The sequence below is a fragment of the Bartonella sp. AP88HLJMH genome (genome assembly GCF_042195605.1).
Lineage (GTDB): Bacteria > Pseudomonadota > Alphaproteobacteria > Rhizobiales > Rhizobiaceae > Bartonella.
On record NZ_JBHIOR010000005.1, the window covers coordinates 35,805 to 62,408 of the forward strand.

Below are 26,604 nucleotides of genomic sequence, written 5' to 3' on the forward strand. Positions count from 1 at the left end.
AAAGTCTAAAAGATTTCAAAACCATGGCAAACAAAATAAATGCACAAAATAATAGTCAAGCATCTTCTAATAATGAAAAAGACCCCTCTCAACAGACGAATCATACAGAGAAATATTCCCTGATGAATCATTTATTTTCATTCTTACGGGGTCGTAATTGTGCATCTACGTCACTGCGCGATGATCTTACCGTTGCACTCACGACTAACAATGAAAAAGATACCGCCCTCTTCTCACCTGAAGAACGTACTATGCTGCATAACATTTTACGCTTACGTGAAGCACGCGTGGATGATGTTATGATACCTCGTTCTGAAATCGAAGCATTAGAAATAAACACCTCTCTTGGAGAAACCCTTAAATGTTTTGCAAAAATTGGTCATTCTCGTATCCCCGTTTATGCTGAAACTTTAGATGATCCGCGCGGCATGATCCATATCCGCGATATTCTTAACTACATCACTCGCTTTATTATCAACCCAACAAAAACCGAACAAAAATCCGATTTGCTTCAATTAAACCATACAGACTTGCATACTCCAATCGGTGAATTGGATTTGATCCGAACAGTTCTCTTTGTTCCCAGTTCTATGCTTGCAAGCAAATTATTAACACGGATGCAAACTACACGAACTCAAATGGCTTTAGTTATTGATGAACATGGAGGAACAGATGGTCTCGTTTCAATGGAAGATATTGTTGAGTTAGTCGTTGGGGATATCGAAGATGAACATGATAATGTCGACAATGCTATCGTACGTGAACCAAATAATAAATGGCTCGTTGATGCAAGAACTGAACTAGAAGATGTGGAGAAAGCTCTTGGTCCTGATTTTATCGTAGGGGAATATGGTGATGAAGTTGATACTATTGGTGGTTTGATCGTCTCAATTCTTGATCGCATTCCTGCTAAAGGTGAAATTGTCGAAGCTGTACCTGGCTATAGATTTCGTATTTTAGAAGCTGATAAACGCCGGATTAAACGATTGCGCATTTTTCGCATTCCCAAAAATGAGAATCTTGAGAACAATGCCATCCCTAAAGAATAGTCCAGCATTTTTAAACAATTTCATCGTTTTTTTGTTCTCTGTTACAGGCTGGAAGCGCCAAGCATGGATATTTCTGTGTGGTGCTCTTACTTCTTTTGCACTTCCACCCTTTTATTTAACACCTCTTTGCTTTTTAACTTTCCCTCTCTTTATTGTTTTACTTGACTCAATACGGGCCACCAAAAACAATAAAAAACATTTTTTTACTTACGCTTTAAGCTGTGGAACCTTTGGTTTTAGTTATTTTATTTGCGGCCTTTGGTGGCTATGCAATGCTTTGTTAACAGATCCAGATTCTTTTGGTTGGGCCGTCCCATTAGCCATTTTAGTCCCTCCACTCTACCTTTCTCTTTATTGGTTTTTTTCTGGTTTCATTGTCGGTTTATTATGGACAAAAGGAATAGCACGCTTTTTTGTTTTAGCCTTTGCATTAGGATTATCCGAGTGGTTGCGTGCGTTTTTATTCACAGGATTTCCATGGAATTCTCTTGGCTATACAGCCATGCCAACCCCAATGTTCATGCAATCTGATGCAATCGTAGGACTTTACGGAATGAATATTCTTGCTGTCTTAGCCTACAGTTTGCCAACTGTTTTATTAACGAATGAAAAAAAGAAAGTGGCACTTTCTCTTTGCTTATCACTTATATTCATTCACTGTGGTTTTGGGTTTTATCGTCTTCATACTATAGAAAACACAACTGAAGATCAAAAAAGTGCTTATTGGGTGCGCATTGTTCAACCGTCCATCCAACAAAATATAAAATTGCGTGATAATACACGAGAATCTATGTTGGAAGCGCATATGAAGCTAAGTGCAACGCCAACAACCGATCAAAATTCAGAACCCGATTTTATCGTATGGCCTGAAGCTTCCGTTCCTTACCTTCTCTATGATAATTCATCTATCACAATGCGCATTGCCTCTTTTTTAAAACCTAAACAATGGGCTATTGTTGGAGCAATACGCGCCAGCAATGATCTACCTCATTCCCAAACACAATATTTTAATACAATTGCAGTCATTAATGCTCAAGGTAATATTTTAAATACTTCCGATAAACTTCATTTGGTTCCTTTTGGTGAGTATCTTCCTTATCAGAATTTATTGAAAAAAATTGGATTGCGTACCCTTGCTGATAATATTGGTGGATATAGTGCTGCAAGTGTGCGCAAAATTGTTACAATGCCAAACGGATTTTCTTATCTACCCTTAATTTGTTATGAAGCAATATTTCCCCATGAAATGACTTTTAAAGGCTCCCCGCCTCAAGCAATTATTAATATTACAAATGATGCATGGTTTGGTGTAACACCTGGACCCTATCAACATCTTCAACAAGCACAGCTTCGTGCCGTTGAACTGGGAATCCCCCTCATACGGGCCGCCAATAATGGCATATCAGCTGTTATTGATTCTTATGGACGAATCGTTGTAGCTCTTCGACAAAATGCTGTAGGCATTATTGATTCACAAGTTCCATCATCCATTACCCCTATAGGAAGCAATGAATACAGAACTTTCTCTACTTTTATCTTATTCATCCTTATGCTATTGTGTCGTATTGGTTTTGGTTTTACAAAACAGCTTAAATGATTCAAGTGCCCTTTGTACGGTATTGTGTTGCGTGTACCAGTGATATTGGGAAAAAATATTACATATTGTTTTAATTATATGATAAATCAACTGCGCATAAATATGATGTTGGTTTAGAAGAAAAATGCTGGAAATAAAGAGTTGCATTATGACCGAAACTAGAAAAAAACCTGACCCTATAGATATCTATGTTGGAACTCGTATCCGTTTACGTCGTAATATTTTAGGACTCACTCAAGAGAAACTAGGTGAAAAATTAGGAATTACTTTTCAGCAAATCCAAAAATATGAAAAAGGAACAAACCGTATTGGTGCCAGCCGTCTTCAAGCGATAGCGGAAATTATGGATGTTCCTGTTTCTTACTTTTTTGATAAAGGTATTACCTCCCAACAAGTAGAGGGTTTTGCTGAAAGTGAACACAATTTTATAGACTTTTGTTCTAGCAGCGAAGGGATTCAGCTCATGCGCGCTTTTACAAATATATCTGATGCTAAAGTGCGTCGAAAAATTATTGACTTGGCAAAAGCACTTTCTGAGGAAGATTTGACAAATAAGTTATAACTTAAAATTATATCTTTTCTCTTTTATTCATATACATTTGCATTGACTATTTGCTGTAGAATTAGCAAATGGTGACGACTTTAGTAAGCAATTGATTAAATCGTTGGTTTTCTTTTTTGAAGGAGTTCCTATGCCGCATCAAGATTATCTTTTTACGAGCGAATCGGTATCGGAAGGACATCCTGATAAAATTTGTGATCGTATTTCCGATGAAATTGTTGATATGATCTATAAAGAAGCTGAAAAGACTGGTACTGATCCATGGTTAGTACGCGTTGCCTGTGAAACTCTCGTCAGTGTCAACCGTGTTGTTATCGCTGGTGAAGTACGTGTTCCCGATACGCTATTAAAAAAAGATAAAAATAAAGAATTCATCTATGATGAAACTAGCTTTCCACTCATTAATCCTACACGTTTTCGTACAGCAGCGCGCCGTGCTATTCGTACCATTGGCTATGAACAAGCAGGCTTCCATTGGAAAACTGTTAAAATTGATGTTCTTTTGCGCCCACAATCAGCTGATATAGCAAGAGGGGTTGATAATGCTACGGATCGGCATGGTGAAGAAGGAGCGGGTGATCAAGGTATCATGTTTGGATATGCTTGCCGTGAAACACCTGATCTCATGCCTGCGCCAATTTATTATGCGCATAAAATTCTCAAACTTCTTGCCGCAGCTCGTCATAAAGGAGAGGGAGAAACTGGAAAATTAGGACCAGATGCTAAAAGCCAAATAACCATACGTTATAAAAATGGAAAACCGATAGAGGTCACATCCATTGTTCTTTCAACGCAGCACCTTGATGAAAGCTGGGATTCCAATAAAGTACGTACAGTGGTTGAACCTTACATTCGCCAAGCTTTACATGACATTCCCATTGCAGCTCAATGCAGTTGGTATATTAACCCAACAGGAAAATTTGTCATTGGAGGCCCTCAAAGCGATGCCGGATTAACGGGACGCAAAATTATTGTGGATACTTACGGAGGTGCAGCACCCCATGGAGGCGGTGCTTTTTCAGGAAAAGATACAACAAAAGTTGATCGTTCTGCTGCCTATGCGGCACGCTATCTGGCTAAGAATATTGTTGCTGCTCATTTAGCAGAGAGATGCACCATTCAACTCTCCTATGCAATTGGTATTGCACAACCTTTATCTATTTATCTTAATCTTCATGGAACAGGAAAAGTCGATGAAAAGGTTATTGAAGAAGCCATCCGCAAAATAATGGACCTTTCACCTACCGGCATTCGAAAACATCTTGACCTCAATAAACCTATTTATGCGAAAACAGCTGCCTATGGTCACTTTGGTCGTAAACCAAAACACGATGGTTCGTTTTCATGGGAAAAAACTGATCTCGTGAAAACGCTTCAAACAATGATCCAAATCCCATGATTAAACATAATATACGTAAGAGTGAAGCATTTTTTGGACGCCGACAAGGAAAACAACTTCGAGACAGTCAGCTTACACGTATACAAATGCTTCTCCCCAGTTTGAATATTGATTTAAATGTCCCTCCTCCCTTAAACCTTACATCCTTATTTTCAAGCAAAGTAAGAGAAATTCGACTTGAAATCGGTTTTGGTGGAGGTGAACATTTACTTCATGAAATGGCATATTTTCCAAAAACCGGTTTTATCGGCGTCGAGCCCTTTATCAATGGCATGGCAAAAATATTATCGTCTCTTGAACAGCATCAAAACCATCAAAATCGTCTTCGCCTCTATAATGATGATGCTACACGCCTTCTTGATTGGCTCCCTGATAACTCGCTTGATGGAATAGACCTCTTCTATCCTGATCCTTGGCCGAAAAAGAAACACTGGAAACGACGCTTCATCAATATAAAAAATCTTAACCGTTTTGCTCGTGTTCTTAAAATAGGAAAATTTTTTCGCTTTGCTAGCGATATAGACAGTTATGTAAACTGGACTTTGTACCATTGTGCACAACATGATCACTTTGAATGGAAAGCAGAAAGCCCTCAAGACTGGAAACTCCCTTATCCACTATGGAGTGGAACCCGCTATGAAGCAAAAGCTTTACGCGAAGGACGAACGCCTGCCTATCTTACCTTTATCAAGAAATAAATGATCAAGCGCTTTTCTCATAAACAACTTGAAAAATTTTGAATTTAAGAGTATCAATAGTTAAATTCTTGGTCTTATGATGAAGAGTGGGCCGTTGGACCCGCTCTTTTTTAATATCATAAAACTGATGAAACCAACTTGGATAAAATGTATGAACGAAGCTGAAAAAATAAGCAATCTTGACGAACCGCGCCTGTTTGAAGAAGATGGTATCGAAGCACAGGTTGCTGCTCTTGTCATACCACTACTTAAACCTTTAGGTTTTCGTTTGGTTCGTGTAAAACTTCTTGGTCAAAATGGTTTAACACTTCAAATTATGGTTGAACGTGCCGATGGTTCTATGACCATAGAAGATTGTGAAACTGTTAGTCGAACTGTTTCTCCCCTCCTTGATGTACAAAATGTTATTGAACGCAAATATCATTTAGAAATCTCATCACCTGGAATTGATCGTCCATTGGTAAGAAAATCTGATTTTTTTCATTGGCAAGGGCATCTTGCAAAAATTGAAACCAAAATAACAATTGATGGGCGCCGAAAATTTCGTGGGACACTTACAAATATCACGCAAGATGGATTTATTTTAAACACTGATAAAGCTGCTTATGGAGAAGCCATGTATACCCCTATTTCCTTTTGTGATATCATAAATGCGCATTTAGTGCTTACCGATGAGCTTATTCGCGATGCATTGAAACAAAATAAAGATTTAAGTCAACAATTCATTGCCGAAGAGAACGCTAACGACTCTATACAGACGCTCAATTTCAAAAAATAATATCACTGGGAAATACCCATCGTGTGGCACAAAGAAGGAGAAAATTGATGGCTACAAGCGCTAACAGGCTTGAGATTCTGCAAATTGCAGATGCTGTTGCACGTGAAAAGTCAATCGACCGTGAAATTGTCATTTCTGCGATGGCTGATGCTATTCAAAAAGCAGCACGTTCTCGTTATGGTCAAGAAACCAATATTCGTGCTGAAATCAATTCTAAAACAGGTGAAATTAAATTACAGCGCCTGCTTAAAATCGTTGATGTCGTTGAAGACTATACAACGGAAATTACTTTGTCTGATGCTCTCAAACGTCAAGCAGAAGCAAAAATTGGTGATTTTTTTGCTGATCTTTTACCTCCTATGGATTTTGGACGTATCGCAGCACAATCTGCTAAACAGGTTATTGTACAAAAAGTACGCGATGCAGAGCGCGATCAGCAATATGAAGAATTCAAAAATAAAGTTGGTGAAATTATTTCTGGTACAGTTAAGCGTGTGGAATATGGTAACGTCATCGTTGATCTAGGGCGCGGTGAAGCTATTGTGCGCCGTGATGAATTAATTCCTCGTGAATCATTCCGCTATGGAGATCGCATTCGTGCTTTTGTCAATGATGTACACCGTGAAACGCGTGGTCCGCAAATTTTCCTTTCACGCACACATCCCCAATTTATGGTAAAACTTTTCACTATGGAAGTACCAGAAATTTATGATGGTATTATAGAAATCAAATCTGTTGCTCGTGATCCAGGTTCACGGGCTAAAATCGCCGTTGTTTCACGTGATGGTTCCATTGATCCTGTTGGAGCATGCGTTGGAATGCGAGGAAGTCGTGTACAAGCTGTTGTTGCTGAATTACAAGGCGAAAAAATTGATATTATTCCTTGGTCGCCTGATGCGGCAACATTTGTCGTTAATGCACTGCAACCTGCTGAAGTTTCTAAAATCATCCTTGATGAAGATGCTGAACGGATTGAAGTTATTGTGCCAGATGATCAACTTAGCCTTGCTATTGGACGACGTGGGCAAAATGTTCGCTTGGCTTCGCAACTAACAGGATGGAACATTGATATTTTAACGGAAAAGGAAGAATCTGAAAATCGTCAAAAAGAATTTACTGAACGAAGTAAATTGTTTATGGAAGCCTTAGAGGTTGACGAAATGATCGGACAGGTTATGGCATCAGAGGGTTTTTCTTCTATTGAAGAAATCGCCTATATTGATCTTGAAGAAATCGCTTCTATTGATGGTTTTGACCATGATACCGCCGCTGAAATCCAAAGTCGTGCCCGCGAATATCTTGATCATCAAGAAAAAGAACTTGATGAAAAACGCAAAAAGCTTGGAGTTTCTGACGAATTGCGAACACTTCCTGGAATGACAAGTGCTATGTTGGTTGCTGTAGGTGAAGATGGTGTAAAAACAATAGAAGACTTTGCTGGCTATGCCGTTGATGATTTAGCTGGTTGGAGAGAACGTAAAGAAGGTCAAACACAGAATTTTTCTGGTATTTTAACCCCTTTTGACATTACACGCGCAGATGCAGAAGCTATGGTTTTAGCCGCACGTGTACAAGCAGGCTGGATAGACCAAGCTGATCTTGTTACAGAAAGTCCTGTAGAAGATGAAAATTCTGCAGAAAATGAAAAAACAGATGATTTGGATGTGGATACACTTTAAATGAATGAACGGACTTGCATTGTGACCCGAAAAAATGCTTCAGCACAAACGCTGATCCGTTTTGTTATTGGTCCCAATAACCAAATTGTTCCTGATCTTAAAGCGAATTTACCAGGGCGTGGCGTTTGGATTTCTGCCCATCACGCTGTTATTGAGAAAGCAATCAAACAGAAAGCTTTTCATAGAAATTTTAAAACAGATGTTGAGGTTGCACCAAATCTTGTGCATGTTGTTGATACGCTTTTACTAAAAGCCGCTCTTTCAAGCCTTTCCATGGCACGAAAAGCGGGAGCAATTGTTATGGGAGCAACAAAGGTTGACGCTGCTATCCGCTCTGGTAAAGTTATTCTTGTACTTCATGCTAAAGAAACAACAGAAGATGGGAAACGAAAAATTGCACAGGCCATCCATTCAATACAACAACAAACAAATCGGACTATAAAAACCATATCTTTATTTACAAGTAATGAAATGCGAGTGGCTTTTGGCTCTAATCCTGTAATGCACGCGGCCTTACTGGACACAAAAGCTGCTGAAGGATTTCTCAAAACAACATGTAAATTGATCAGCTATCGTGACGACAAGCATAGTAAGTCTAGTGAGATGACGGCCCAAGCCGTGAAGGAAGTACAATGAGTGAAAATAACAACGACAAAACAACCGTCAAGAAGACACTAACTCTCAAGAGGTCTGTCTTGGAAACGAGTACGGTTAAACAAAATTTTAGTCATGGCCGTACGAAGGCTGTCGTTGTCGAAACCAAACGGCGTAAAATTACGCGACCTGATGAAAAAGTTGAAACCCTACAGCCCATTACAAAGCCGCATGTGGCCCCCCAGCGTTCTAAACCGCGTTTTGAGGGAAAAAAGCCTCAAGAATCTGTGACCAAAAGCAATCTTTCATCAACTGAAATGGAAGCGAGGCTTCGCGCGTTAGAAGAAGCACATATCCAAGAAAAAATAACGCGAGAACAAGCCGAAGAAGAAGCAAGACGCGCTAAAGAGCGTGAAGAAATTTTACAGCAAGAAATTAAAGAAAAAGAAATACATCTCCAACAAGAAGAAGAAATATCGCCAGTACAGACTCCACCTGTTCCCCCTCTCATTGAACAGACAGATATTCCTATTGCCCCTAAACAGACAACCGTGGTTGAAAAACGCAAAATAGATGACAATAAAGAGGAAGAACGGCATAGTCGACGTGCTAATCCTGCTAAATCAGAAATACGTGTACCCAAAGTTGTCAAAGGAGCTGATGAGCGGAGACGCGGAAAGTTAACTCTGAATAGTGCACTGGATGAAGAAGGAAGCGCACGTGGGCGCTCAATGGCTGCAATGCGGCGTAGACAGGAAAAGTTTAAGCGTGCACAAAATCAAGAACCAAGAGAAAAAATTTCTCGCGAAGTTGTTCTTCCTGAAACGATTACTATTCAAGAGCTCGCACAACGTATGACTGAGCGTTCTGTTGATGTAATTAAATTCTTGATGAAACAAGGACAAATGATGAAACCTGGCGATGTTATTGATGCAGATGTTGCCGAACTCATCGCTGTTGAATTTGGCCATACTGTTAAACGTGTTTTAGAATCTGACGTAGAAGAAGGTATCTTTAATATAACAGATAATCCTCAAAACATGCAGCAGCGCGCCCCTGTTGTAACCATTATGGGCCATGTTGACCACGGAAAAACTTCGCTTTTGGATGCTATTCGTAAAGCAAATGTTGTTTCTGGCGAAGCAGGAGGTATTACGCAGCATATTGGTGCCTATCAAGTAGAACAAAATGGTCAAAAAATTACCTTTATTGATACACCAGGTCATGCTGCATTTACCGCTATGCGTGCACGCGGAGCTCGTGTTACTGATATTGCTGTTCTCGTTGTAGCCGCTGATGATAGTGTTATGCCTCAAACGATTGAATCAATCAATCATGCGAAAGCTGCTGGTGTACCTATCATTGTTGCTATCAACAAAATTGATAAACCAGCTGCGAATGCACAAAAAGTGCGTACAGAACTTCTACAACATGAAGTGTTTGTTGAAACTATGGGTGGAGAAACTTTGGACGTTGAAGTTTCTGCTAAAACTGGTCAAAATCTTGATAAACTTCTCGAAGCTATCCTTCTTCAAGCTGAAATGCTTGATCTGAAAGCAGATCCTCAACGAACTGCAGAGGGCGTTATCATTGAAGCCAAATTGGATCGCGGACGTGGGTCTGTTGCAACAGTTCTTGTTCAAAAAGGTACATTACACCCTTCTGATATTATCGTTGCTGGAAATGAATGGGGTCGTGTACGTGCTTTGATTGACGACCATGGCCGCCATGTCAAAGAGGCCGTTCCCTCTACACCAATTGAAATTTTAGGCATGCAAGGAACACCACAAGCCGGAGACCGTTTTGCTGTTGTCACACATGAAGCAAAAGCACGTGAAATTTCTGAATATCGGCAACGATTAGCACGTGATAAAGCTGTTGCGCGGCAAACTGGTTCGCGTGGTTCTCTTGAACAGATGATGACAAAATTGCAAACGACTGGTGTTAAGGAATTTTCTCTTATTATAAAAGGAGATGTGCAAGGATCAATTGAAGCAATCGCTTCAGCATTGGAAAAACTCGGAAATGACGAGGTTCGTGCGCGTATTGTACATTCTGGTGCTGGAGGAATTACCGAAAGTGATATTTCTCTTGCAGAAGCTTCTAACTCTGCTGTAATTGGCTTTAATGTTCGAGCCAATAAGCAGGCACGTGATTTTGCTAAAACACAAGGAATTGAAATTCGTTATTACAACATCATTTATGATCTTGTTGACGATATCAAGGCTGCTATGTCTGGATTACTCTCACCAGAACAGCGTGAAACTTTCCTTGGTAATGCTGAAATTCTAGAAGTCTTTAACATTACAAAAATTGGAAAAGTTGCAGGATGTCGTGTTACAGAAGGTAAAATAGAACGAGGAGCCGGTGTTCGCCTTATCCGCGATAATATCGTTATTCACGAAGGAAAGCTGAAAACACTCAAACGCTTTAAGGATGAAGTCAATGAAGTGCAAAGTGGTCAAGAATGTGGGATAGCCTTTGAAAATTATGAAGACATGCGTGCAGGAGACATCATTGAGACCTTCCGTATCGAACATATTAATCGCACATTATAAAATAATCCAATAACTTTACTCTGTTGTGAAATGAGAAAAGTTATTAGGTTTTATACACAATATCTCTTTTTCCTTATCTAAATGGTCAAAAAAGAGATCTTGTAGCAAGGATAAAACTTTGATGAAAAATGCAGGGCCATCACAACGGCAACTTAGAGTAGCAGAGCAAGTACGTCATGCAATAGCGCATATATTACAGCGTGATATTTTGCTTGATGATATCTTAAAAGATATTGTTATTTCTGTCTCTGAAGTACGCATGTCACCAGATTTAAAAATTGCTACTTGCTTTGTATCACCTCTCAGCACTCTTAAAAATGCTTCTCATACCGATGTTGTTGATACCCTCAATAAACATAGTCGTTTTCTCCGTGGAGAAATCAGTCATGCGTTGCGACAAATGAAATATATGCCAGAACTGCGTTTCCGACTTGATAATAGTTTTGATAATTTTTCAAAAATTGATGCCCTCCTTCGCTCGCCTGAGGTTGCACGCGATCTTCACCATAGTGATACAGATGAGGATTAAAGATATGGCGCGGCAACACAAGAAAAAAGGGCGTCCTGTTTCTGGCTGGGTCATATTTGATAAACCAAAAGGAATGAAATCAACAGAAGCTGTCTCACAAATCAAATGGCTCTTCCATGCTCAAAAGGCAGGACATGCGGGTACACTTGATCCTCTTGCTTCTGGTCTCCTTCCCATTGCATTGGGCGAAGCAACCAAAACCGTCCCTTACGTGATGCAAGGCAAAAAAACTTACCGTTTTCATATTGCTTGGGGGCAAGAGCGCTCAACAGATGATTTAGAAGGAGAAATAACGAAAACTTCTCTCATACGTCCAATACAAGAAGAAATACTTGCTCTTCTTCCTCAATATACAGGTGTTATTTTGCAAACACCTCCACAATTTTCAGCAATCAAAATTGCCGGAAATCGTGCCTATGATTTAGCGCGTGAAGGGGAAGTTGTTGACATTCCGCCCCGTGAAGTGGAAATAGAAACTTTCAAGTTATTAGAAATGCCTACCAAAGAGCATTCTATCTTTGAAATAACCTGCGGAAAAGGAACTTATGTGCGCTCTTTAGCACGCGATATGGGACGTGATCTCGGTTGCTATGGGCATATTGCTGATTTAAGACGTATTGCCGTCGCACCTTTTGATGAAGAAGATCTCATTACATGGGAGGAACTAAAAGCGGCCATTCCGCCAAATAAAAACACTACAGATGAGAATAATCGTTCTTTTGAAAAAAACTTCTCAACACTCGATGGGCTCTTAATTGACACAAGCGCCGCATTGGATTGCCTCCCTCACTATATCCTTAATGAAACTCAAGCACAGAGAATTATAAGAGGCCATTCTATCCTCTTGAATCATCACAAAGCACCTCTTGATGAAGAGGAAATTTGTGTCCTCTATAAGGAACAACTTCTTGCTATTGGCACTCTCGACAAAGGTCTATTTAAACCAAAGCGGATTTTCACAATTTAATCGATTCTTTTCCCAACCACCTTTTGCGGAAAGATATTTTTCTCTATCAATTAAGAAAAATATGGTGCTTTTCATTGTCTATATTTACCGTATTCATATCAAAATTTAAGTCAGTGCTATAAGCTAACACCACCACACACTTTTTCCTCTTAATGTCGCAATAATCCTTGCATTTAAAGGATTCATAAAAGGCTTTTTATTTCTTTTTCAATCGTTTTTTACTCATACTTTAGTCCTCGTTTATAATGTACAAGCAAAGATATGGACTGATTTACTCTAAATAGATTTGAAACGAGAAAAGCTTAAGATTTTCAGAATCTATCACTCAACATGAAAAATGAAAAATAACCATTATAAATCAATTCATTAAATATTGAAACAGCAATTTTTTTATGATTACGCTAACAAATTGATCGAAATAATATTAATATATGTAATATTTACAAAAACTGTTTTAACCCTAAGGGAGATGATCAGAGGAAACTTTTAAAAGCATCTCATTGGCTTGAGGTATTGTTTGGCGTTCAATCATACGGTGCACTCTTATACCGTTAGGAGCACAATTTAAATGACGTAGACGCTTATTGACTTCTGCATCTGCTTTTGTACGACGATGATTATGGCGTAAATAATCTACCCATGTTGGCATATGATAAGCCTCTGTCCAATATTCAGGTCTTTCAAGATCTCGTAAAAGGACCCACTGACGCGCACCATCACGTAATCGAATATGGCGTCGACGCGTCATCACTTTGAGAAACTCTTCAAGATCATTTTCATGAATTTTATAATCGATCATTATCATGATCGGGCCACTTCTTGCTTTGAGGTCGAGTAATAATTCCGGCTCTCTAAAATGATCAAGAGGATTTAAATCTATCTGAGGAATTTCTTGAATTCTAAATTTTACCCCTGCAAGAGCACCAAAAATCAAGAATAAAGAACAAACGCTCAAAGCAATTGTTGGAGAATAACCATCAGCTAAACCTCCCCAGATTGCACTTCCAATAGCCATCCCCCCGGCAGATGCCGTTTGATAAAGAGCTAAAGAACGTGCAACAACCCAGCGTGGTGTAGAGAGTTGTACAGATGTATTAAACAATGATAAGGCCAAAACCCAACATAACCCTGCAGGAAATAAAGCAATATGGCTTATAATCAGTGAACGACTGATTCCCAATAAAAAGCAAGAAAAGGCGAAACCAATAAATGCACTTGCAATAATTGTTTCTGAACGAAAATGATGCCGTACAACTGCATTAATAATACCTGCTGTCATGGCTCCTAACCCAAAACAACCGAGCAATGTACCATAAAGAAGGGCACTTCCTCCAAGAACTTTATGCGCAACAATTGGCAAAAGTGCTAAAATAGAAGTTGCTCCTATACCAAAAAGGAACGCTCGAACCATAATACTTAAGAGATTAGGTGACATCGCAACATAACGCAAACCATCTGAGACAGCTCCTAACAGCCTTTCTCGTGGCAATGAGTTGTTTTCATAATTCGACTTCCAGAAAAACAACGCACCAATAAGAGGAATATAGCTTATAGCATTAAACAAAAAAGCAGCCGATGCCCCTAAAGTTGCAATGATGGCACCACCAATCGCAGGACCAACACTCCGCATCAAATTAAAGCCGACACTATTCAAACTAACAGCAGCAGGAATATTTTCCCTGCTCACAATATCTCCTATCGTTGCTTGCCAAGAAGGATTATAAAAAGCTGTGCCACATCCAATCAAAAACGTAAAACATAACAAAAGCCAAGGTGTTAGAAATCCCATATAGGCTAAAACAGATAAACTCATCGATATGACCATCATCATAATCTGTACACACAACATAATTTGACGCCGATTAAAATTATCAGCTAATGCCCCTGCCATCAAAGAAAACATAACAAGTGGTAATGTTGTGGCACTTTGAACTAGCCCAACCATGGAATGCGAAGAACTAATCAACGCCATTAACCACCCTGCTCCAACAGCTTGTATCAGCCCCCCTAAATTAGAAATAAGAGTAGATGACCATAAATTTCGAAATACCGAATTACGAAAAAGTTTTAATGTTGAAATGCTCTGCATCTTTTCCCTCCAACGCTATTTATCACTTTTGTTACCACTCACACACACTCATAATCTTTGTATCAAAAGGATGCATAATTGTTTAAAACACTTCTCATAAAACTCTATTTAAATCAATATTTCAAAACAAAAGCTTTTATTTAAAGAAAGACTTCAAAATGCTGTCAAGGACTAGTATTTTAACCTTCTTTCCTATATAAGAACGAAAATAGGTAAGAGTCTTCGACTTTTCCTGTTTTCTCACAGACCCTTGCTGAACGACATCTCGGCTATGGGTGGCTTTATGTTTCTTCGTTTTTGGAAAGGATAATACGATGTCGATTACAGCTGAACGTAAAAAAGCTCTTGTCGCAGAATACGCAAACAAAGTTGGTGATACAGGATCACCAGAAGTGCAAATTGCTGTACTTTCTGAACGTATTTCTAATTTAACAAACCACTTTAAATCTCACAAAAAAGATAATCATTCTCGTCGTGGTCTTTTGAAGATGGTATCTCAACGTCGGCGTCTTCTTGATTATCTTAAAGGAGTTGACCAAAATCGTTATCAGACACTTATAAAGAAGTTAGGTTTGCGTCGCTAAAAGAAAAATGGAAGTGGTATTAAAAAAACACCCATTTTTTCAACGTGTTGCTTTTAATTAAAAATTTTAAAAACTGATAAGTTATTATGGGATAGAACTGCTCATCGTTTCGCATTTAATACGATTTACTTCTCTCTTCGTCGTAACAAAGGAAGTAATTTGTTGTTCACCCCAGAATTTGCAAATATGCTATGCACAACCAGAATGTAAGCAATCAAAGATTTAAACACTGGTCATTAAGGATAAAAAATGTTCAAAACGCACAAGATAGAAATTGAATGGGCTGGGCGTCCTCTCACCCTTGAGACAGGGAAAATAGCGCGTCAAGCTGATGGTGCAGTGATTGCTACCTATGGAGAAACTATTGTCTTAGCAACCGTTGTATCGGCCAAAATCCCAAAACCAGACCAGGACTTTTTTCCACTCACCGTTAATTATCAAGAAAAATCCTATGCTGTTGGTCGAATACCTGGGGGCTATTTAAAACGTGAAAGTCGACCAAGTGAAAATGAAACTTTGGTTTCACGTTTGATTGATCGCCCAATTCGTCCCCTTTTCGTTGAGGGATATAAAAATGATACACAAGTTATTGTTTCCGTTATACAGCATGATCTCGAAAACAATCCCGATATCCTTGCGATGATTGCATCTTCTGCGGCATTGACCCTGTCAGGTGTTCCTTTCATGGGGCCTATAGCCGGTGCCCGCGTTGGCTATTGTAATGGACAATATATTCTTAATCCTCATATCGATGAAATGCCTGAATCAAAACTTGATCTTGTTGTTGCTGGAACAGAAAGTGCTGTTTTGATGGTTGAATCAGAAGCACAAGAATTACCGGAAGATATCATGTTGGGGGCCGTAATGTTTGGTCACAAAGGCCTTCAACCTGTCCTTGATGCCATTATAAAGCTTGCTGAAGTTGCTGCAAAAGATCCTCGTGATTTTGTTCCTGAAGATCTTTCTGAGCTTGAAAAAGCGATGCAGAAAATGGCAGAACAGGATATACGAAAGGCTTACACAATTACTGATAAGCAAGAACGTTATGCTGCAATTGATGCACTAAAGACAGAAATCCTCAATAAATTTATGCCAGAACCAGAAAAAGACTGTCAATTTAGTGCAGATCAAATTGCAACCGTATTTAAACAGTTGCAAGCAAAAATTGTTCGCGGAAACATTCTTGATACCCAAAAGCGGATTGATGGACGCAATCTTTCTACCGTACGCCCTATCCAATCAGAAGTAAGTATTTTACCCCGCACACATGGATCAGCACTCTTTACCCGCGGAGAAACACAAGCGATTGTCGTTGCAACATTGGGAACTGGTGAAGATGAACAATATGTTGATTCTTTGACAGGAATGTATAAGGAAACATTCCTTCTCCATTACAATTTTCCACCATTTTCAGTGGGTGAAACGGGACGCCTTGGTTCTCCAGGTCGTCGTGAAATTGGACATGGCAAATTGGCATGGCGGGCAATTCACCCTATGTTACCAACGAAAGAATCTTTTCCTTATACCATTCGTGCTGTCTCAGAAATCACTGAATCCAATGGCTCTTCTTCTATGGCAACGGTTTGTGGAACCTCACTTGCTCTTATGGATGCTGGTGTTCCTCTAGCACGCCCTGTTGCTGGTATTGCTATGGGCTTGATTAAAGAAGGAGAACGCTTTGCTGTTCTTTCTGATATTTTAGGGGATGAAGATCATCTTGGAGATATGGATTTTAAAGTCGCAGGAACAGAAAATGGTATTACTGCCTTGCAAATGGATATCAAAATTGATGGTATTACCGAAGAGATTATGAAAATCGCGCTTGAACAAGCCAAAGGTGGACGAATCCATATCCTTAATGAGATGGGGAAAGCTTTAACCAGTGCACGTGCTGAGCTGAGTGAATTTTCTCCACGAATCGAAGTTATGAATATTTCTGTCGATAAAATCCGTGATGTTATCGGCTCTGGTGGTAAAGTTATTCGGGAAATCGTGGAACAAACTGGAGCAAAAATTAATATTGAAGATGATGGTACCATTAAAATTGCTTCTGCTGATGCTAAAACCATTGAAGCAGCAAAACGTTGGATCCATTCTATTGTCGATGAGCCTGAAGTTGGTGCTATCTACCAAGGAACAGTTGTAAAAACTGCAGAATTTGGTGCATTTATAAACTTCTTTGGTTCTCGTGATGGACTCGTTCATATCTCTCAGCTTGCATCAGAACGCGTCACCAAAACAACAGATATTGTAAAAGAAGGTGACAAAGTTTGGGTTAAATTAATGGGCTTTGATGAGCGTGGAAAAGTTCGGTTATCAATGAAGGTCGTTGATCAAACAACCGGAAAGGAAATCACCGGTGATAAAGCGATGAATGAAGAAAAGTGCGTGGATGAAAAAAAACAACCTGAAAATAAGCGCCGCCGTAAGAAAGAAGAGTAAGTTTTTCCTCTTATCGTATCATGAAATGCCATCCCAATATTGGAGTGGCATTTTTCTTTGAAAGAGTCATATGTGTTATTATTTTTGCCTTTTGAAAATCATGAACTCCCGTATCCTGATCCAAACCAGTGTTGGCTAAGTTTTGGTTTAACACAAATCCCAGCTCCAGAATGGGCACAAAATTTAAAAGTTATTACGCCTTGGCGACCAGATTTTTTAAAATTTGTCGATACTCAATTTCACTGCTCTCCTCAAATAGATAAAACTTTCAGCTATGATGGTGCATTTTTACATTTGAGCAAATATCGTGGTTTGAACCAAAATTGTTTTCTTGATTTATTAGAATGCGTTAAACCCAATGGATGGATTGTAATCAGTGGGAATAAAACTGCTGGTGCTGCTTCAATGATGAAATGGGTCAAAACAATTGTTCCCATCACCAATAAATTGTCTAAAAATCATGGTCTTGTATTTTGGTTGCAAGTTCCTCAACAAATTGAGAGACATAACATTGCGCAATTGCGCTCACCACCGCTCACTTTTGGTAAATTTCAAACCACTTCTGGTATGTTCTCACACGGACGTATTGATCCAGGATCTGCTGCCCTTGCTTCTTATATGCTCAAAGTTATTTCTGGAAAAACGGCTGATTTTGGTGCTGGATGGGGTTATCTTTCTCACGTTGCGCTTGAAAGAAGTGAAAAACTCACCGCTCTAGACCTTTATGAAGCAGACTACAATGCTTTGAGAGCAGCAAAACAGCACCTTAAATCCATAACAGCTCCTTTTCCAATTCATTTTTATTGGCATGACCTTGTACATGAACCTATCACAAATCTATATGACACAATCATTTCAAATCCACCGTTTCACACACAACAAACAACAGATGTTGCATTAGGAAAAAATTTTATTATAAATGCTGCAAAGTGCTTAAAGCCAAGCGGCAGTCTGCTTTTTGTTGCAAACCGCCACCTGCCTTATGAAACATTATTAAAAAATATTTTCCGCACAGTGTTGATACATGAACAAGCCCATGGTTTCAAAATTATCGAAGCACGCAGATAAACAGAACAAGCAATAACTTTCAAAGAATAAAACGTGAAAGATCGATATCAGCAGCAAGCTCGCCAATAGATTTTCTCACGTAAGCAGCATCAATTTTAAACGATGTTCCAGCTTTATCAGGTGCAGTGAAAGAAATCTCATCCAAAACGCGCTCCATCACTGTTTGCAAACGACGTGCCCCTATATTTTCAATCCTTGCATTTAAATCTACAGCAATATCTGCTAAAGCATCAATTGCATCATCGGTAATTTCCAAATGAACCTCTTCCGTTGCCATAAGAGCGATATATTGTTTAATCAAACTAGCTTCTGGTTCCGTTAGAATGCGCCGTAAATCTTCCCTTGTTAAAGGGTTCAGCTCCACACGGATGGGCAAACGTCCTTGAAGTTCCGGTAATAAATCAGATGGCTTGGAAACATGAAATGCACCTGAGGCAATAAAAAGAATATGATCTGTTTTGATTTGCCCATATTTTGTAGCAATTGTTGTTCCTTCAACCAAAGGCAAAAGATCCCGTTGAACGCCCTCACGCGAAACCGCAACACTTGCTCCACCATCCCTAGTTGCAATTTTATCAATTTCGTCGATAAAAACAATACCGTCATTTTCAGCAACACGAAGCGCCTCTTGAATAATTTGCTCCTGATCAAGGAGTTTTTCAGATTCATCATCAATGAGCGGTTTAAAAGAATCCTTTACTGTCGTCTTACGGACTTTTGTACGACTGCCCATTTTACCCAAAATATCTGATAAATTCATAATACCCATTTGTGCCCCAGGCATACCAGGAATATCAAAGGTTGAAGCACTATTGCTATTATTATCGGCGACTTCAATTTCAATCTCTTTCTCATCCAATTCACCTTCACGCAATTTTTTACGAAAACTATCACGGGTAGCAGGACTTGCTGTTTTACCAACAAGGGCGTCTAAAACCCGCTCTTCAGCATTCACGTGAGCCTTTTCTTTTATTTCATCCCGTTTCTTTTCACGCACAAGAGAAATGGCAATTTCAACAAGATCTCGAATAATTTGCTCAACATCACGTCCCACATAACCAACTTCAGTAAATTTCGTCGCTTCTACTTTAACGAAGGGTGCTCCAGAAAGTTTTGCTAATCGACGTGCAATACCAGTTTTACCAACTCCTGTTGGCCCTATCATTAAAATATTTTTTGGCATAACTTCTTCACGCATCGGCTCATCAAGCTGTTGCCTACGCCACCGATTGCGCAGTGCAATAGCTACAGAGCGTTTGGCATCATTTTGGCCAATAATAAAACGATCAAGTTCAGAAACAGTTTCACGAGGGGAAAATACAACACACATTTAAATAGCTTTCTCTAAAGAAGATAATTCTGCATCCAATGTTTCAATCGTAAAATGATCATTGGTGTAAACACAAATTTTAGCGGCAATAGCCATAGCTTTACGAGCAATAGTTTCTGCATCCAAATCCAAATCCATGAGTGCACGCGCTGCTGAAAGAGCAAAATTTCCTCCAGAGCCAATTGCCATAACCCCATCTTCTGGCTCTAAAACATCACCAAGCCCTGTTAGAGCCAAAGTTACTTTCTTATCAGCCACGAGCATCATTGCTTCGAGACGACGCAAATAGCGATCTGTTCTCCAATCTTTTGCAAGTTCCACACAAGCACGCATAAGCTGATCAGGATATTGTTCAAGCTTTGTTTCCAATCTCTCCAGTAATGTAAAAGCATCTGCCGTAGCACCAGCAAAACCAGCAATAACCACTCCGTTCTTTCCAAGACGACGCACTTTACGTGCATTGCCTTTCATAATTGTCTGTCCAAGAGAGACCTGACCATCCCCGGCCATCACGACTTGTCCACCTTTTCGTACCGTAATAATTGTTGTACCATACATTATGTCTGGCTTATGTTCTGTCATAAGGAAACTCCTTAATATTAACTTTACTTTTTAATATTGATTTCTTTTCATACAATGTAAAACTCAATTACTATTGTCCTATTTAAGAACATATACAGCAAAACACAATGATTCAGCATAACTCAATTTGTTGAAATTGGAAAAATGATATCATTGTTGTCAATGTAAATTACTGCTAAATAGCTTTATATAAACAGTTTGTGCTTTTTAGAGGAAAATTATGAAAAAAATAGCCATAGGGACCTTAGGTGGAACAATTGCAATGACTGCTGATAGTTTTGGTCACATGCAACCGACTTTAACTTCAGATAACCTCATAAAAAGTGTTCCTGATTTAAATAACGTTGCTGATATTCATGCACAAACATTAATGCAAATACCAAGTGGATCTTTATCGTTTCAAATGCTTTTTGAAATAATTAAGTGGGCAAAACAACAAATAAACGCTGGTGCAGAAGGTATTGTTTTAACACAAGGGACTGATACTCTGGAAGAAACAGCTTTTTTTCTTTCTCTTTATTGGAAAGAAGCCGAACCACTCATCATAACCGGTGCTATGCGCATGCCTCATGAAGCAGGCGCCGATGGCCCCGCCAACATTTTAGCAGCCACTCGTGTTGCAGCAGCCACACAAAGTCGTAACAGGGGCGTTCTCGTTGTCATAAATGATGCAATTCATTCACCTTATTGGCTCTATAAAAGCCATACCGTCAAAGTCGAAACATTTCAATCAGGTCTTACAGGTGTTTTAGGAACTATTTTAGAGGGAAAACTTATTTATTTCAATGATCGAAAATTTTTCCCAAAAACGTTTGATCTTCCCCAAAACCATGATCATCAAATTGCACTCCTCTATTCCTCTTTATCATCTGATGCAAAATTAATGAAACTATGCCTTGAAAGTGGGTATTATGCTGGAGTTGTTATTGCTGGTTTTGGTGCAGGACACTGTAGTTTTCAAGAAGCAGACCTTGTACAACAATATGCACAAAAAATACCAATCATTATTGCTAGTCGTTGTTGTAATGGCTCAACAACTCGTATAACTTATGGCTATAAAGGCTCCGAAATCGATATGATTGCTTCTGGTGCTCTTATGTCTGGTTATTTATCAGCCGTAAAAGCGCGCCTACTTTTATGGGCTTTTTGGGCGCAGGGGTACTCATTAGCACAAATCCGTGCAAACTGGAATGACTGGACTATAAGTTAATGAAAAATGATCTATTATCTTAAAAGAAGAGAGCATGCAAAACAAAATTTATATGAAAATAAAGCCGCTCATCTGTCTACTCTTAATCAATTGCTGCTGCAAAAAAATCTCGACAAATACAAATGATTGATACGACTATACAAAAAATTAATCAGAAAGATAATCTGGTCAAATCCGTTTCTGACCGATATTCACCCTATCGTGTTTTTACTGCACAAGAATGGTCAGAGTTTCGTGAAGACACACCTCTTACTTTGACTTTTGATGAAATTAAGCGTTTACGCTCTATTGATGATCCTATCGATCTTAAAGAAGTCCAACGCATTTATCTTTCTTTATCGCGTCTGTTATCATGCCATGTTGAAGCAGTACAGGAACTTTTTCACAAACGTCAGCAGTTTCTCCATCAAGAAGAGAGTAGAAAAACGCCCTTTATTATTGGAATTGCTGGTTCTGTAGCTGTAGGAAAATCAACCACGGCTCGCATTCTTCAAGAACTGTTGAAAAGATGGACATCTAGCCTTAAAGTTGATCTGATAACGACGGATGGTTTTCTCTATCCTAACGCAATCTTACAGCAAAAAAATCGAATGAATCGCAAAGGATTTCCTGATTCCTATGACATTAAAAAGTTGCTGTGCTTTCTTTCGGCTATAAAAGCAGGTATCGGAAATGTCCGTGCCCCGCTTTACTCACATATGATCTATGATGTTCTAGAAAATCAGACTATTACCATTGATCGTCCTGATATTTTAATTGTTGAAGGTATTAATGTATTACAGGTCAGTGATCTTCCTAAAGATGGGAAAGCTATTCCTTTCGTATCAGATTTTTTTGATTTTTCAATCTATGTCGATGCCGAAACAGAAGTCATTCGTCACTGGTATTTGGAGCGCTTTAAACGTTTGCGTAAAACAGCTTTTCAAAATCCTGAATCCTATTTTCATCGTTATGCCCACCTCAATGAAAAAGAAGCTTCAAAAATCGCTGAGGATCTTTGGCAAACGATTAATTTAAAAAATTTACAGGAAAATATATTGCCAACACGACCACGGTCCAATCTCATTCTACGAAAGGGAAAAAATCATTTGGTCGAATATGTCGCACTTAGACGACTATAAGGATCTCATAACTATGCAGCACCACCGCATTTATTTTACCTCAACGCGTATCGATAACAGTTGCCCTATCATCTTGGTAAACCAAAGAACTCTTGCCAACTTATCACTTGATGCGTCAACAACAGCATGGATAAAAGTTAATGACTTTACTGGTAAAGCAGGACAAATACTCTTTATTCCTCACGAAACGGGGCATTTAAAAAAAGTTTTATTTGGAATTGGCAATGGGAACGATCCTTTTATCACAGGACTGCTTGCTCAAAAGCTTCCTGCTGGTCAATGGCATTTAGAAGGTACAACCTCTGATGAAATAAATACCTATCTTGGATTGGCATTTGGTAGCTATCAATTTAATCGCTATCGTCAAAATTCTTCTTTCAAATCATTATCTATCCATGTCAATGAGGCTATTGATCTTAATGAACTCCAACGAATTTATGAAGCTGTCTTTTTCGTCCGTGATCTCATTAATATTCCAGCCAATGATATGAACCCTGATACTCTCGAAAAAGAAGCTCGAAAACTAGGAAAAACCTATGGTGCTCATATCAAAAGTATTTGTGGAGACGATCTCTTAACCCATAACTTTCCGATGATTCATGCTGTAGGACGAGCAGGCAGCACTGCACCACGACTGATTGAGTTACTCTGGGGGCAAGAACATCATCCTAAAATAACGTTGGTGGGCAAAGGCGTAACTTTTGATACTGGAGGCCTCGATATTAAATCAGCCAATAACATGTTGCTTATGAAAAAAGACATGGGGGGTGGAGCAAACGTTTTGGGATTGGCTAAACTTATCATGGATGCAAAATTGCCTTTCCGTTTACGCGTTTTGATTCCAGCTGTAGAAAATGCAATTTCTGCGAATGCTTACCGACCAGGTGATATTCTCAAAAGTCGTAAAGGTTTAAGTGTTGAAGTAGGTAATACAGATGCTGAAGGGCGACTTGTCCTTGCCGATGCACTCGCCTATGGTGATGAAGAAAGTCCACAATTCATGCTTTGTATGGCTACTTTAACAGGGGCAGCGCGTATAGCATTAGGACCAGATCTTCCCGCATTTTATTGTAATGATTCAATATGGGCAAAACAAATTTCTGAATCTGCTCACGCTGTCTTTGATCCTCTTTGGCAAATGCCCCTTTGGAAACCTTACCAAGAGATGTTATCATCACCAATTGCCGATCTTAACAATGTAACTGGAAATAGCTTTGCTGGTTCTATAACGGCTGCTTTATTTCTTAATTCTTTTGTTGAAAAAGCTGAACATTTTGCGCATTTTGACCTTTATGGATGGGTTCCAAAAGAAAAACCAGGATACCCTATTGGTGGATCAGCACAAACTATTCGTGCCCTTTATAATATTTTTAAAAATGAATTTTGACACAAATATCCACAAAAATGGACAATTTTGCAGCTTAAAGAATAATTGGTCTTACACTGTGTTCTTAGTTTTGTTTGAGGATAAAAACCTTACCAATACAGTTTTCATGAGTTTGTTTAAAGGTAAGGAGTAACAAAATGGAAAGCAAAAAGATGATCTCTAAAGACCCAAGACTTCATGCATTCAGAGATGATCTAGCAGATCAACGTCTTGAAACAGAAATTACAGCTCAGCGCTTTGTTCAAGGTGAAAAAAGACGTGTTAATGCAGCGGTCGCTGGACTTTTTAAAGAAAATAGTAAAAAAAGTGAAAGACAAACAGAATGCTTATTGGGAGAAGAACTTCTCATTTTTGAACAAGGGGAAACATTGTCGTGGGGACAATCACTCAAAGATGGTTATGTCGGTTATATTGATACAAAAGTTCTTTGTACATCAACCATAAAACAAACACATGTGGTTTCAGTACCACGTACATTTAAATATTTACACGCTGACTTACGTGGACCAATAGTATCCCCATTATCTATGGGAAGCAAAGTCAGTGTTGTTGATGAAATTGAAGTCCGTGACACAATGTATTCTATTCTTGAAAATGGAACAGCAATCATTACGAGTCATCTCAGCCCCATTGGACGCGTATATGAAGATTATGTCACAGTTGCAGAAACCTTTATCCGTACACCTTATCTTTGGGGTGGTGTCAGCGGTTTTGGAATTGATTGTTCGGGACTCATTCAGCTCTCTATGATGATGACCGATCAAATAGTTTTACGTGACACCGATATGCAGCAAGAAACTATAGGCAGTCCTCTTACAGATACTGATAAACTTCAACGAGGCGATTTAATTTTTTGGAAAGATCATGTTGCTATTATGGTTGATCACGCAAATATTATTCACGCAAATGGTTTTTCTATGGACGTTATGATTGAGCCATTGGAAAAAGCAATTACGCGTATCGCTAAAAAAAATCAATATCCCATCGCAAAACGCCGTCCAATTCAAGAAACTTAATACATGCCTCCTATAAAAAATTAATTGAATGTTTTATTATTACAATATATTGATTTATAAGGATAATTATCCATCATTCACTCTGCGTCAAGCATTCTAAATATCGTAAAATTCTCTTATTTCAAATCTGTTTTTATGTTGGATCAATCAAAGCCGCTTGTCTGTTCATCACAAGCGGAATTGATGTATAAGTAAAAATGATTACGAAAAGAAAAATATCCCTTCTGAATGCCCTCAAATGCCAAGAGCTATCGTAACTAACATTGGAACCAGCTTACTCCTTCATAAGCGTAAAGATAGTGGCGCTCAATAGATTTTACATTATTTCCATAAGGGCTTTAACGTTATATCATTCCGGGCACCGTCGCGAAATGGGCTTTGGAGCATTGCGAGGTGCCTCTTTTAAAAAGCTCGTGAATATGCAACACAATGCCGTTCTACATTACGTAAAGAACGTACCCCTCTTAATCAAAAGCAACATTTTTTGAAATTTTTCCTATTATCGATATCTTATGAAATAAATACTCCTTATACCTCTCAGTTCACCCAAACCCATCTCACAATGATACACGTGAAAAGTATAACATACATTGTCTACCACTATCTTTATACTTATGAATCGTGTAAAGACATCATTATACACTTTGCCAATTCTCAATGTTGCGATAACCCTTGGCTATTGGAGAGTGTTCTTTCAGCACGTATTTTATTTCTTTCTTAAATAATTTTATCCACATAACCCTCCCCGCTTGGAACGTGCAAAAGAATGGTTTTGATTAATTTAACATAAAACAGATTTGAAATATGAGAAATTTTTTTACGACTCTGGACTTCCCTATTCAACATAAAAAATATAAATTATTATTTTAAATCAATATATTGAATTATATTTTCTTCTTATAACACATTAAAGAAGATGATTTTTCAATACCTGAACCAATGGTTTATCAGCATCAGGCATAGGGTATTTATCAAGATCATTAATAAAAACCCATTCTAAATTTTGCCCCTCTCGTCCTTGCGCAACGCCCTCATAATGGTCACAAAGATACAATGGCATTAAGAGATGAAATGTTTTATAGCTATGACTTGCAAATGTTAAAGGGTGTAAATTATTTGGTTGAACATAAATACCAAGCTCTTCCTCTAATTCACGAATCAATGATGCTTCCGGAGTTTCACCTTGCTCAACCTTGCCACCAGGGAACTCCCATAAACCAGCCAGTGATTTTCCTTCAGGACGCTGTGTAAGCAAAACACGATTATTCTGATCTAACAGTGCACATGCAACAACAAGAAGAATGGAACTTTTCATACACATATCACTCCCCAATAGGGAACATAAAGATAACTGACTTTTCTATC

Annotated in this window: 22 protein-coding genes; 18 read left to right on the forward strand and 4 right to left on the reverse strand. The window is 38.8% G+C overall.

Going from position 1 to position 26,604, the window contains the following annotated elements:
• Window positions 1–23: 23 nt before the first annotated feature.
• From ACFIMA_RS03780 to truB, 11 genes are all read left to right on the forward strand, one after another.
• Window positions 24–1,049 carry a hemolysin family protein gene (locus tag ACFIMA_RS03780; RefSeq protein ID WP_375613314.1) on the forward strand — a complete coding sequence of 342 codons (1,026 nt, stop codon included), beginning with the start codon at window positions 24–26 and terminating at the stop codon, window positions 1,047–1,049.
• Window positions 1,012–2,646: an apolipoprotein N-acyltransferase gene (gene lnt / locus ACFIMA_RS03785; protein WP_375693122.1), complete on the forward strand. Its 1,635-nt coding sequence runs from the start codon at window positions 1,012–1,014 to the stop codon at window positions 2,644–2,646. The genes ACFIMA_RS03780 and lnt overlap by 38 nt, the downstream gene beginning before the upstream one ends.
• A 148-nt stretch (window positions 2,647–2,794) precedes the next feature.
• Window positions 2,795–3,208, forward strand: a complete 414-nt coding sequence (locus ACFIMA_RS03790) for a helix-turn-helix domain-containing protein (RefSeq protein ID WP_375611810.1) — start codon at window positions 2,795–2,797, stop codon at window positions 3,206–3,208.
• Window positions 3,209–3,338: 130 nt separating this feature from the next.
• The gene (metK, locus tag ACFIMA_RS03795) at window positions 3,339–4,607 is read left to right on the forward strand and encodes a methionine adenosyltransferase (RefSeq protein WP_375613312.1); all 1,269 of its coding nucleotides are present in this window, start codon (window positions 3,339–3,341) and stop codon (window positions 4,605–4,607) included.
• Window positions 4,604–5,305 carry a tRNA (guanine(46)-N(7))-methyltransferase TrmB gene (locus ACFIMA_RS03800; RefSeq protein WP_375613311.1) on the forward strand — a complete coding sequence of 234 codons (702 nt, stop codon included), beginning with the start codon at window positions 4,604–4,606 and terminating at the stop codon, window positions 5,303–5,305. The genes metK and ACFIMA_RS03800 overlap by 4 nt, the downstream gene beginning before the upstream one ends.
• A 127-nt stretch (window positions 5,306–5,432) precedes the next feature.
• Window positions 5,433–6,083 (forward strand): ribosome maturation factor RimP, encoded by a 651-nt coding sequence (gene rimP, locus ACFIMA_RS03805; protein ID WP_375611870.1) that lies wholly within the window; start codon window positions 5,433–5,435, stop codon window positions 6,081–6,083.
• 47 nt (window positions 6,084–6,130) lie between these two features.
• Complete coding sequence (gene nusA / locus ACFIMA_RS03810) at window positions 6,131–7,762, forward strand: transcription termination factor NusA (RefSeq protein ID WP_375639482.1); 1,632 nt, start codon at window positions 6,131–6,133, stop codon at window positions 7,760–7,762.
• Window positions 7,763–8,398 carry an RNA-binding protein gene (locus ACFIMA_RS03815; protein ID WP_375677935.1) on the forward strand — a complete coding sequence of 212 codons (636 nt, stop codon included), beginning with the start codon at window positions 7,763–7,765 and terminating at the stop codon, window positions 8,396–8,398.
• A complete protein-coding gene (gene infB, locus ACFIMA_RS03820; protein ID WP_375693734.1) occupies window positions 8,395–10,914 on the forward strand; it encodes a translation initiation factor IF-2 in 2,520 nt (839 codons plus the stop codon). The genes ACFIMA_RS03815 and infB overlap by 4 nt, the downstream gene beginning before the upstream one ends.
• A 121-nt stretch (window positions 10,915–11,035) precedes the next feature.
• A complete protein-coding gene (rbfA, locus tag ACFIMA_RS03825; protein WP_375613309.1) occupies window positions 11,036–11,443 on the forward strand; it encodes a 30S ribosome-binding factor RbfA in 408 nt (135 codons plus the stop codon).
• Window positions 11,444–11,447: 4 nt separating this feature from the next.
• Entirely contained in the window at window positions 11,448–12,410 is a 963-nt protein-coding gene (truB, locus tag ACFIMA_RS03830; RefSeq protein ID WP_375693126.1) for a tRNA pseudouridine(55) synthase TruB, read from the forward strand.
• 460 nt (window positions 12,411–12,870) lie between these two features.
• Here the strand turns inward: truB and ACFIMA_RS03835 are convergent, their stop codons facing one another.
• The gene (locus tag ACFIMA_RS03835) at window positions 12,871–14,499 is read right to left on the reverse strand and encodes an MFS transporter (protein ID WP_375611818.1); all 1,629 of its coding nucleotides are present in this window, start codon (window positions 14,497–14,499) and stop codon (window positions 12,871–12,873) included.
• A 314-nt stretch (window positions 14,500–14,813) separates the two neighbouring features.
• Here ACFIMA_RS03835 and rpsO point away from each other — a divergent pair, with 314 nt between their 5' ends.
• The 3 genes from rpsO to ACFIMA_RS03850 all read left to right on the forward strand — a co-directional run bounded on the left by rpsO (window position 14,814) and on the right by ACFIMA_RS03850 (window position 18,593).
• Window positions 14,814–15,083, forward strand: coding sequence for a 30S ribosomal protein S15 (rpsO, locus tag ACFIMA_RS03840; RefSeq protein ID WP_375611819.1), 270 nt, complete (start codon window positions 14,814–14,816; stop codon window positions 15,081–15,083).
• Between the two features lie 249 nt (window positions 15,084–15,332).
• The gene (gene pnp / locus ACFIMA_RS03845; RefSeq protein WP_375611820.1) at window positions 15,333–17,525 is read left to right on the forward strand and encodes a polyribonucleotide nucleotidyltransferase; all 2,193 of its coding nucleotides are present in this window, start codon (window positions 15,333–15,335) and stop codon (window positions 17,523–17,525) included.
• 72 nt (window positions 17,526–17,597) lie between these two features.
• Entirely contained in the window at window positions 17,598–18,593 is a 996-nt protein-coding gene (locus ACFIMA_RS03850) for a class I SAM-dependent methyltransferase (protein ID WP_375613304.1), read from the forward strand.
• A gap of 19 nt (window positions 18,594–18,612) precedes the next feature.
• Here ACFIMA_RS03850 and hslU read toward each other — a convergent pair whose 3' ends face one another.
• Both hslU and hslV read right to left on the reverse strand, forming a co-directional pair.
• Window positions 18,613–19,923, reverse strand: a complete 1,311-nt coding sequence (gene hslU, locus ACFIMA_RS03855) for an ATP-dependent protease ATPase subunit HslU (RefSeq protein WP_375611822.1) — start codon at window positions 19,921–19,923, stop codon at window positions 18,613–18,615.
• Window positions 19,924–20,505: an ATP-dependent protease subunit HslV gene (gene hslV / locus ACFIMA_RS03860; protein ID WP_375611823.1), complete on the reverse strand. Its 582-nt coding sequence runs from the start codon at window positions 20,503–20,505 to the stop codon at window positions 19,924–19,926. It lies immediately after the preceding gene.
• A gap of 220 nt (window positions 20,506–20,725) precedes the next feature.
• Between hslV and ACFIMA_RS03865 the strand changes: the two genes are divergently transcribed.
• From ACFIMA_RS03865 to ACFIMA_RS03880, 4 genes are all read left to right on the forward strand, one after another.
• Complete coding sequence (locus ACFIMA_RS03865) at window positions 20,726–21,715, forward strand: asparaginase (protein ID WP_375693121.1); 990 nt, start codon at window positions 20,726–20,728, stop codon at window positions 21,713–21,715.
• Window positions 21,716–21,837: 122 nt separating this feature from the next.
• Window positions 21,838–22,836, forward strand: coding sequence for a type I pantothenate kinase (coaA, locus tag ACFIMA_RS03870; protein WP_375693120.1), 999 nt, complete (start codon window positions 21,838–21,840; stop codon window positions 22,834–22,836).
• 13 nt (window positions 22,837–22,849) lie between these two features.
• Window positions 22,850–24,223 carry a M17 family metallopeptidase gene (locus ACFIMA_RS03875; RefSeq protein ID WP_375693119.1) on the forward strand — a complete coding sequence of 458 codons (1,374 nt, stop codon included), beginning with the start codon at window positions 22,850–22,852 and terminating at the stop codon, window positions 24,221–24,223.
• 152 nt (window positions 24,224–24,375) lie between these two features.
• Window positions 24,376–25,239, forward strand: a complete 864-nt coding sequence (locus tag ACFIMA_RS03880; protein WP_375693125.1) for an NlpC/P60 family protein — start codon at window positions 24,376–24,378, stop codon at window positions 25,237–25,239.
• A gap of 907 nt (window positions 25,240–26,146) precedes the next feature.
• Here the strand turns inward: ACFIMA_RS03880 and mutT are convergent.
• On the reverse strand, window positions 26,147–26,560 hold the full coding sequence (gene mutT, locus ACFIMA_RS03885; protein ID WP_375627652.1) for an 8-oxo-dGTP diphosphatase MutT: 414 nt from the start codon (window positions 26,558–26,560) through the stop codon (window positions 26,147–26,149).
• Window positions 26,561–26,604 lie beyond the last annotated feature (44 nt).

Coding starts and splice junctions, on each gene's coding strand:
- ACFIMA_RS03780 (WP_375613314.1), top strand. CDS start 24: ATGGCAAACAAAATAAATGCACAAAATAATAGTCAAGCATCTTCTAAT.
- ACFIMA_RS03880 (WP_375693125.1), top strand. CDS start 24,376: ATGATCTCTAAAGACCCAAGACTTCATGCATTCAGAGATGATCTAGCA.
- rpsO (WP_375611819.1), top strand. CDS start 14,814: ATGTCGATTACAGCTGAACGTAAAAAAGCTCTTGTCGCAGAATACGCA.
- metK (WP_375613312.1), top strand. CDS start 3,339: ATGCCGCATCAAGATTATCTTTTTACGAGCGAATCGGTATCGGAAGGA.
- ACFIMA_RS03865 (WP_375693121.1), top strand. CDS start 20,726: ATGAAAAAAATAGCCATAGGGACCTTAGGTGGAACAATTGCAATGACT.
- truB (WP_375693126.1), top strand. CDS start 11,448: ATGGCGCGGCAACACAAGAAAAAAGGGCGTCCTGTTTCTGGCTGGGTC.
- ACFIMA_RS03875 (WP_375693119.1), top strand. CDS start 22,850: ATGCAGCACCACCGCATTTATTTTACCTCAACGCGTATCGATAACAGT.
- ACFIMA_RS03835 (WP_375611818.1), bottom strand. CDS start 14,499: ATGCAGAGCATTTCAACATTAAAACTTTTTCGTAATTCGGTATTTCGA.
- mutT (WP_375627652.1), bottom strand. CDS start 26,560: ATGTGTATGAAAAGTTCCATTCTTCTTGTTGTTGCATGTGCACTGTTA.
- ACFIMA_RS03800 (WP_375613311.1), top strand. CDS start 4,604: ATGATTAAACATAATATACGTAAGAGTGAAGCATTTTTTGGACGCCGA.
- coaA (WP_375693120.1), top strand. CDS start 21,838: ATGATTGATACGACTATACAAAAAATTAATCAGAAAGATAATCTGGTC.
- hslV (WP_375611823.1), bottom strand. CDS start 20,505: ATGACAGAACATAAGCCAGACATAATGTATGGTACAACAATTATTACG.
- nusA (WP_375639482.1), top strand. CDS start 6,131: ATGGCTACAAGCGCTAACAGGCTTGAGATTCTGCAAATTGCAGATGCT.
- hslU (WP_375611822.1), bottom strand. CDS start 19,923: ATGTGTGTTGTATTTTCCCCTCGTGAAACTGTTTCTGAACTTGATCGT.
- infB (WP_375693734.1), top strand. CDS start 8,395: ATGAGTGAAAATAACAACGACAAAACAACCGTCAAGAAGACACTAACT.
- rbfA (WP_375613309.1), top strand. CDS start 11,036: ATGAAAAATGCAGGGCCATCACAACGGCAACTTAGAGTAGCAGAGCAA.
- rimP (WP_375611870.1), top strand. CDS start 5,433: ATGAAACCAACTTGGATAAAATGTATGAACGAAGCTGAAAAAATAAGC.
- lnt (WP_375693122.1), top strand. CDS start 1,012: ATGAGAATCTTGAGAACAATGCCATCCCTAAAGAATAGTCCAGCATTT.
- ACFIMA_RS03815 (WP_375677935.1), top strand. CDS start 7,763: ATGAATGAACGGACTTGCATTGTGACCCGAAAAAATGCTTCAGCACAA.
- pnp (WP_375611820.1), top strand. CDS start 15,333: ATGTTCAAAACGCACAAGATAGAAATTGAATGGGCTGGGCGTCCTCTC.
- ACFIMA_RS03790 (WP_375611810.1), top strand. CDS start 2,795: ATGACCGAAACTAGAAAAAAACCTGACCCTATAGATATCTATGTTGGA.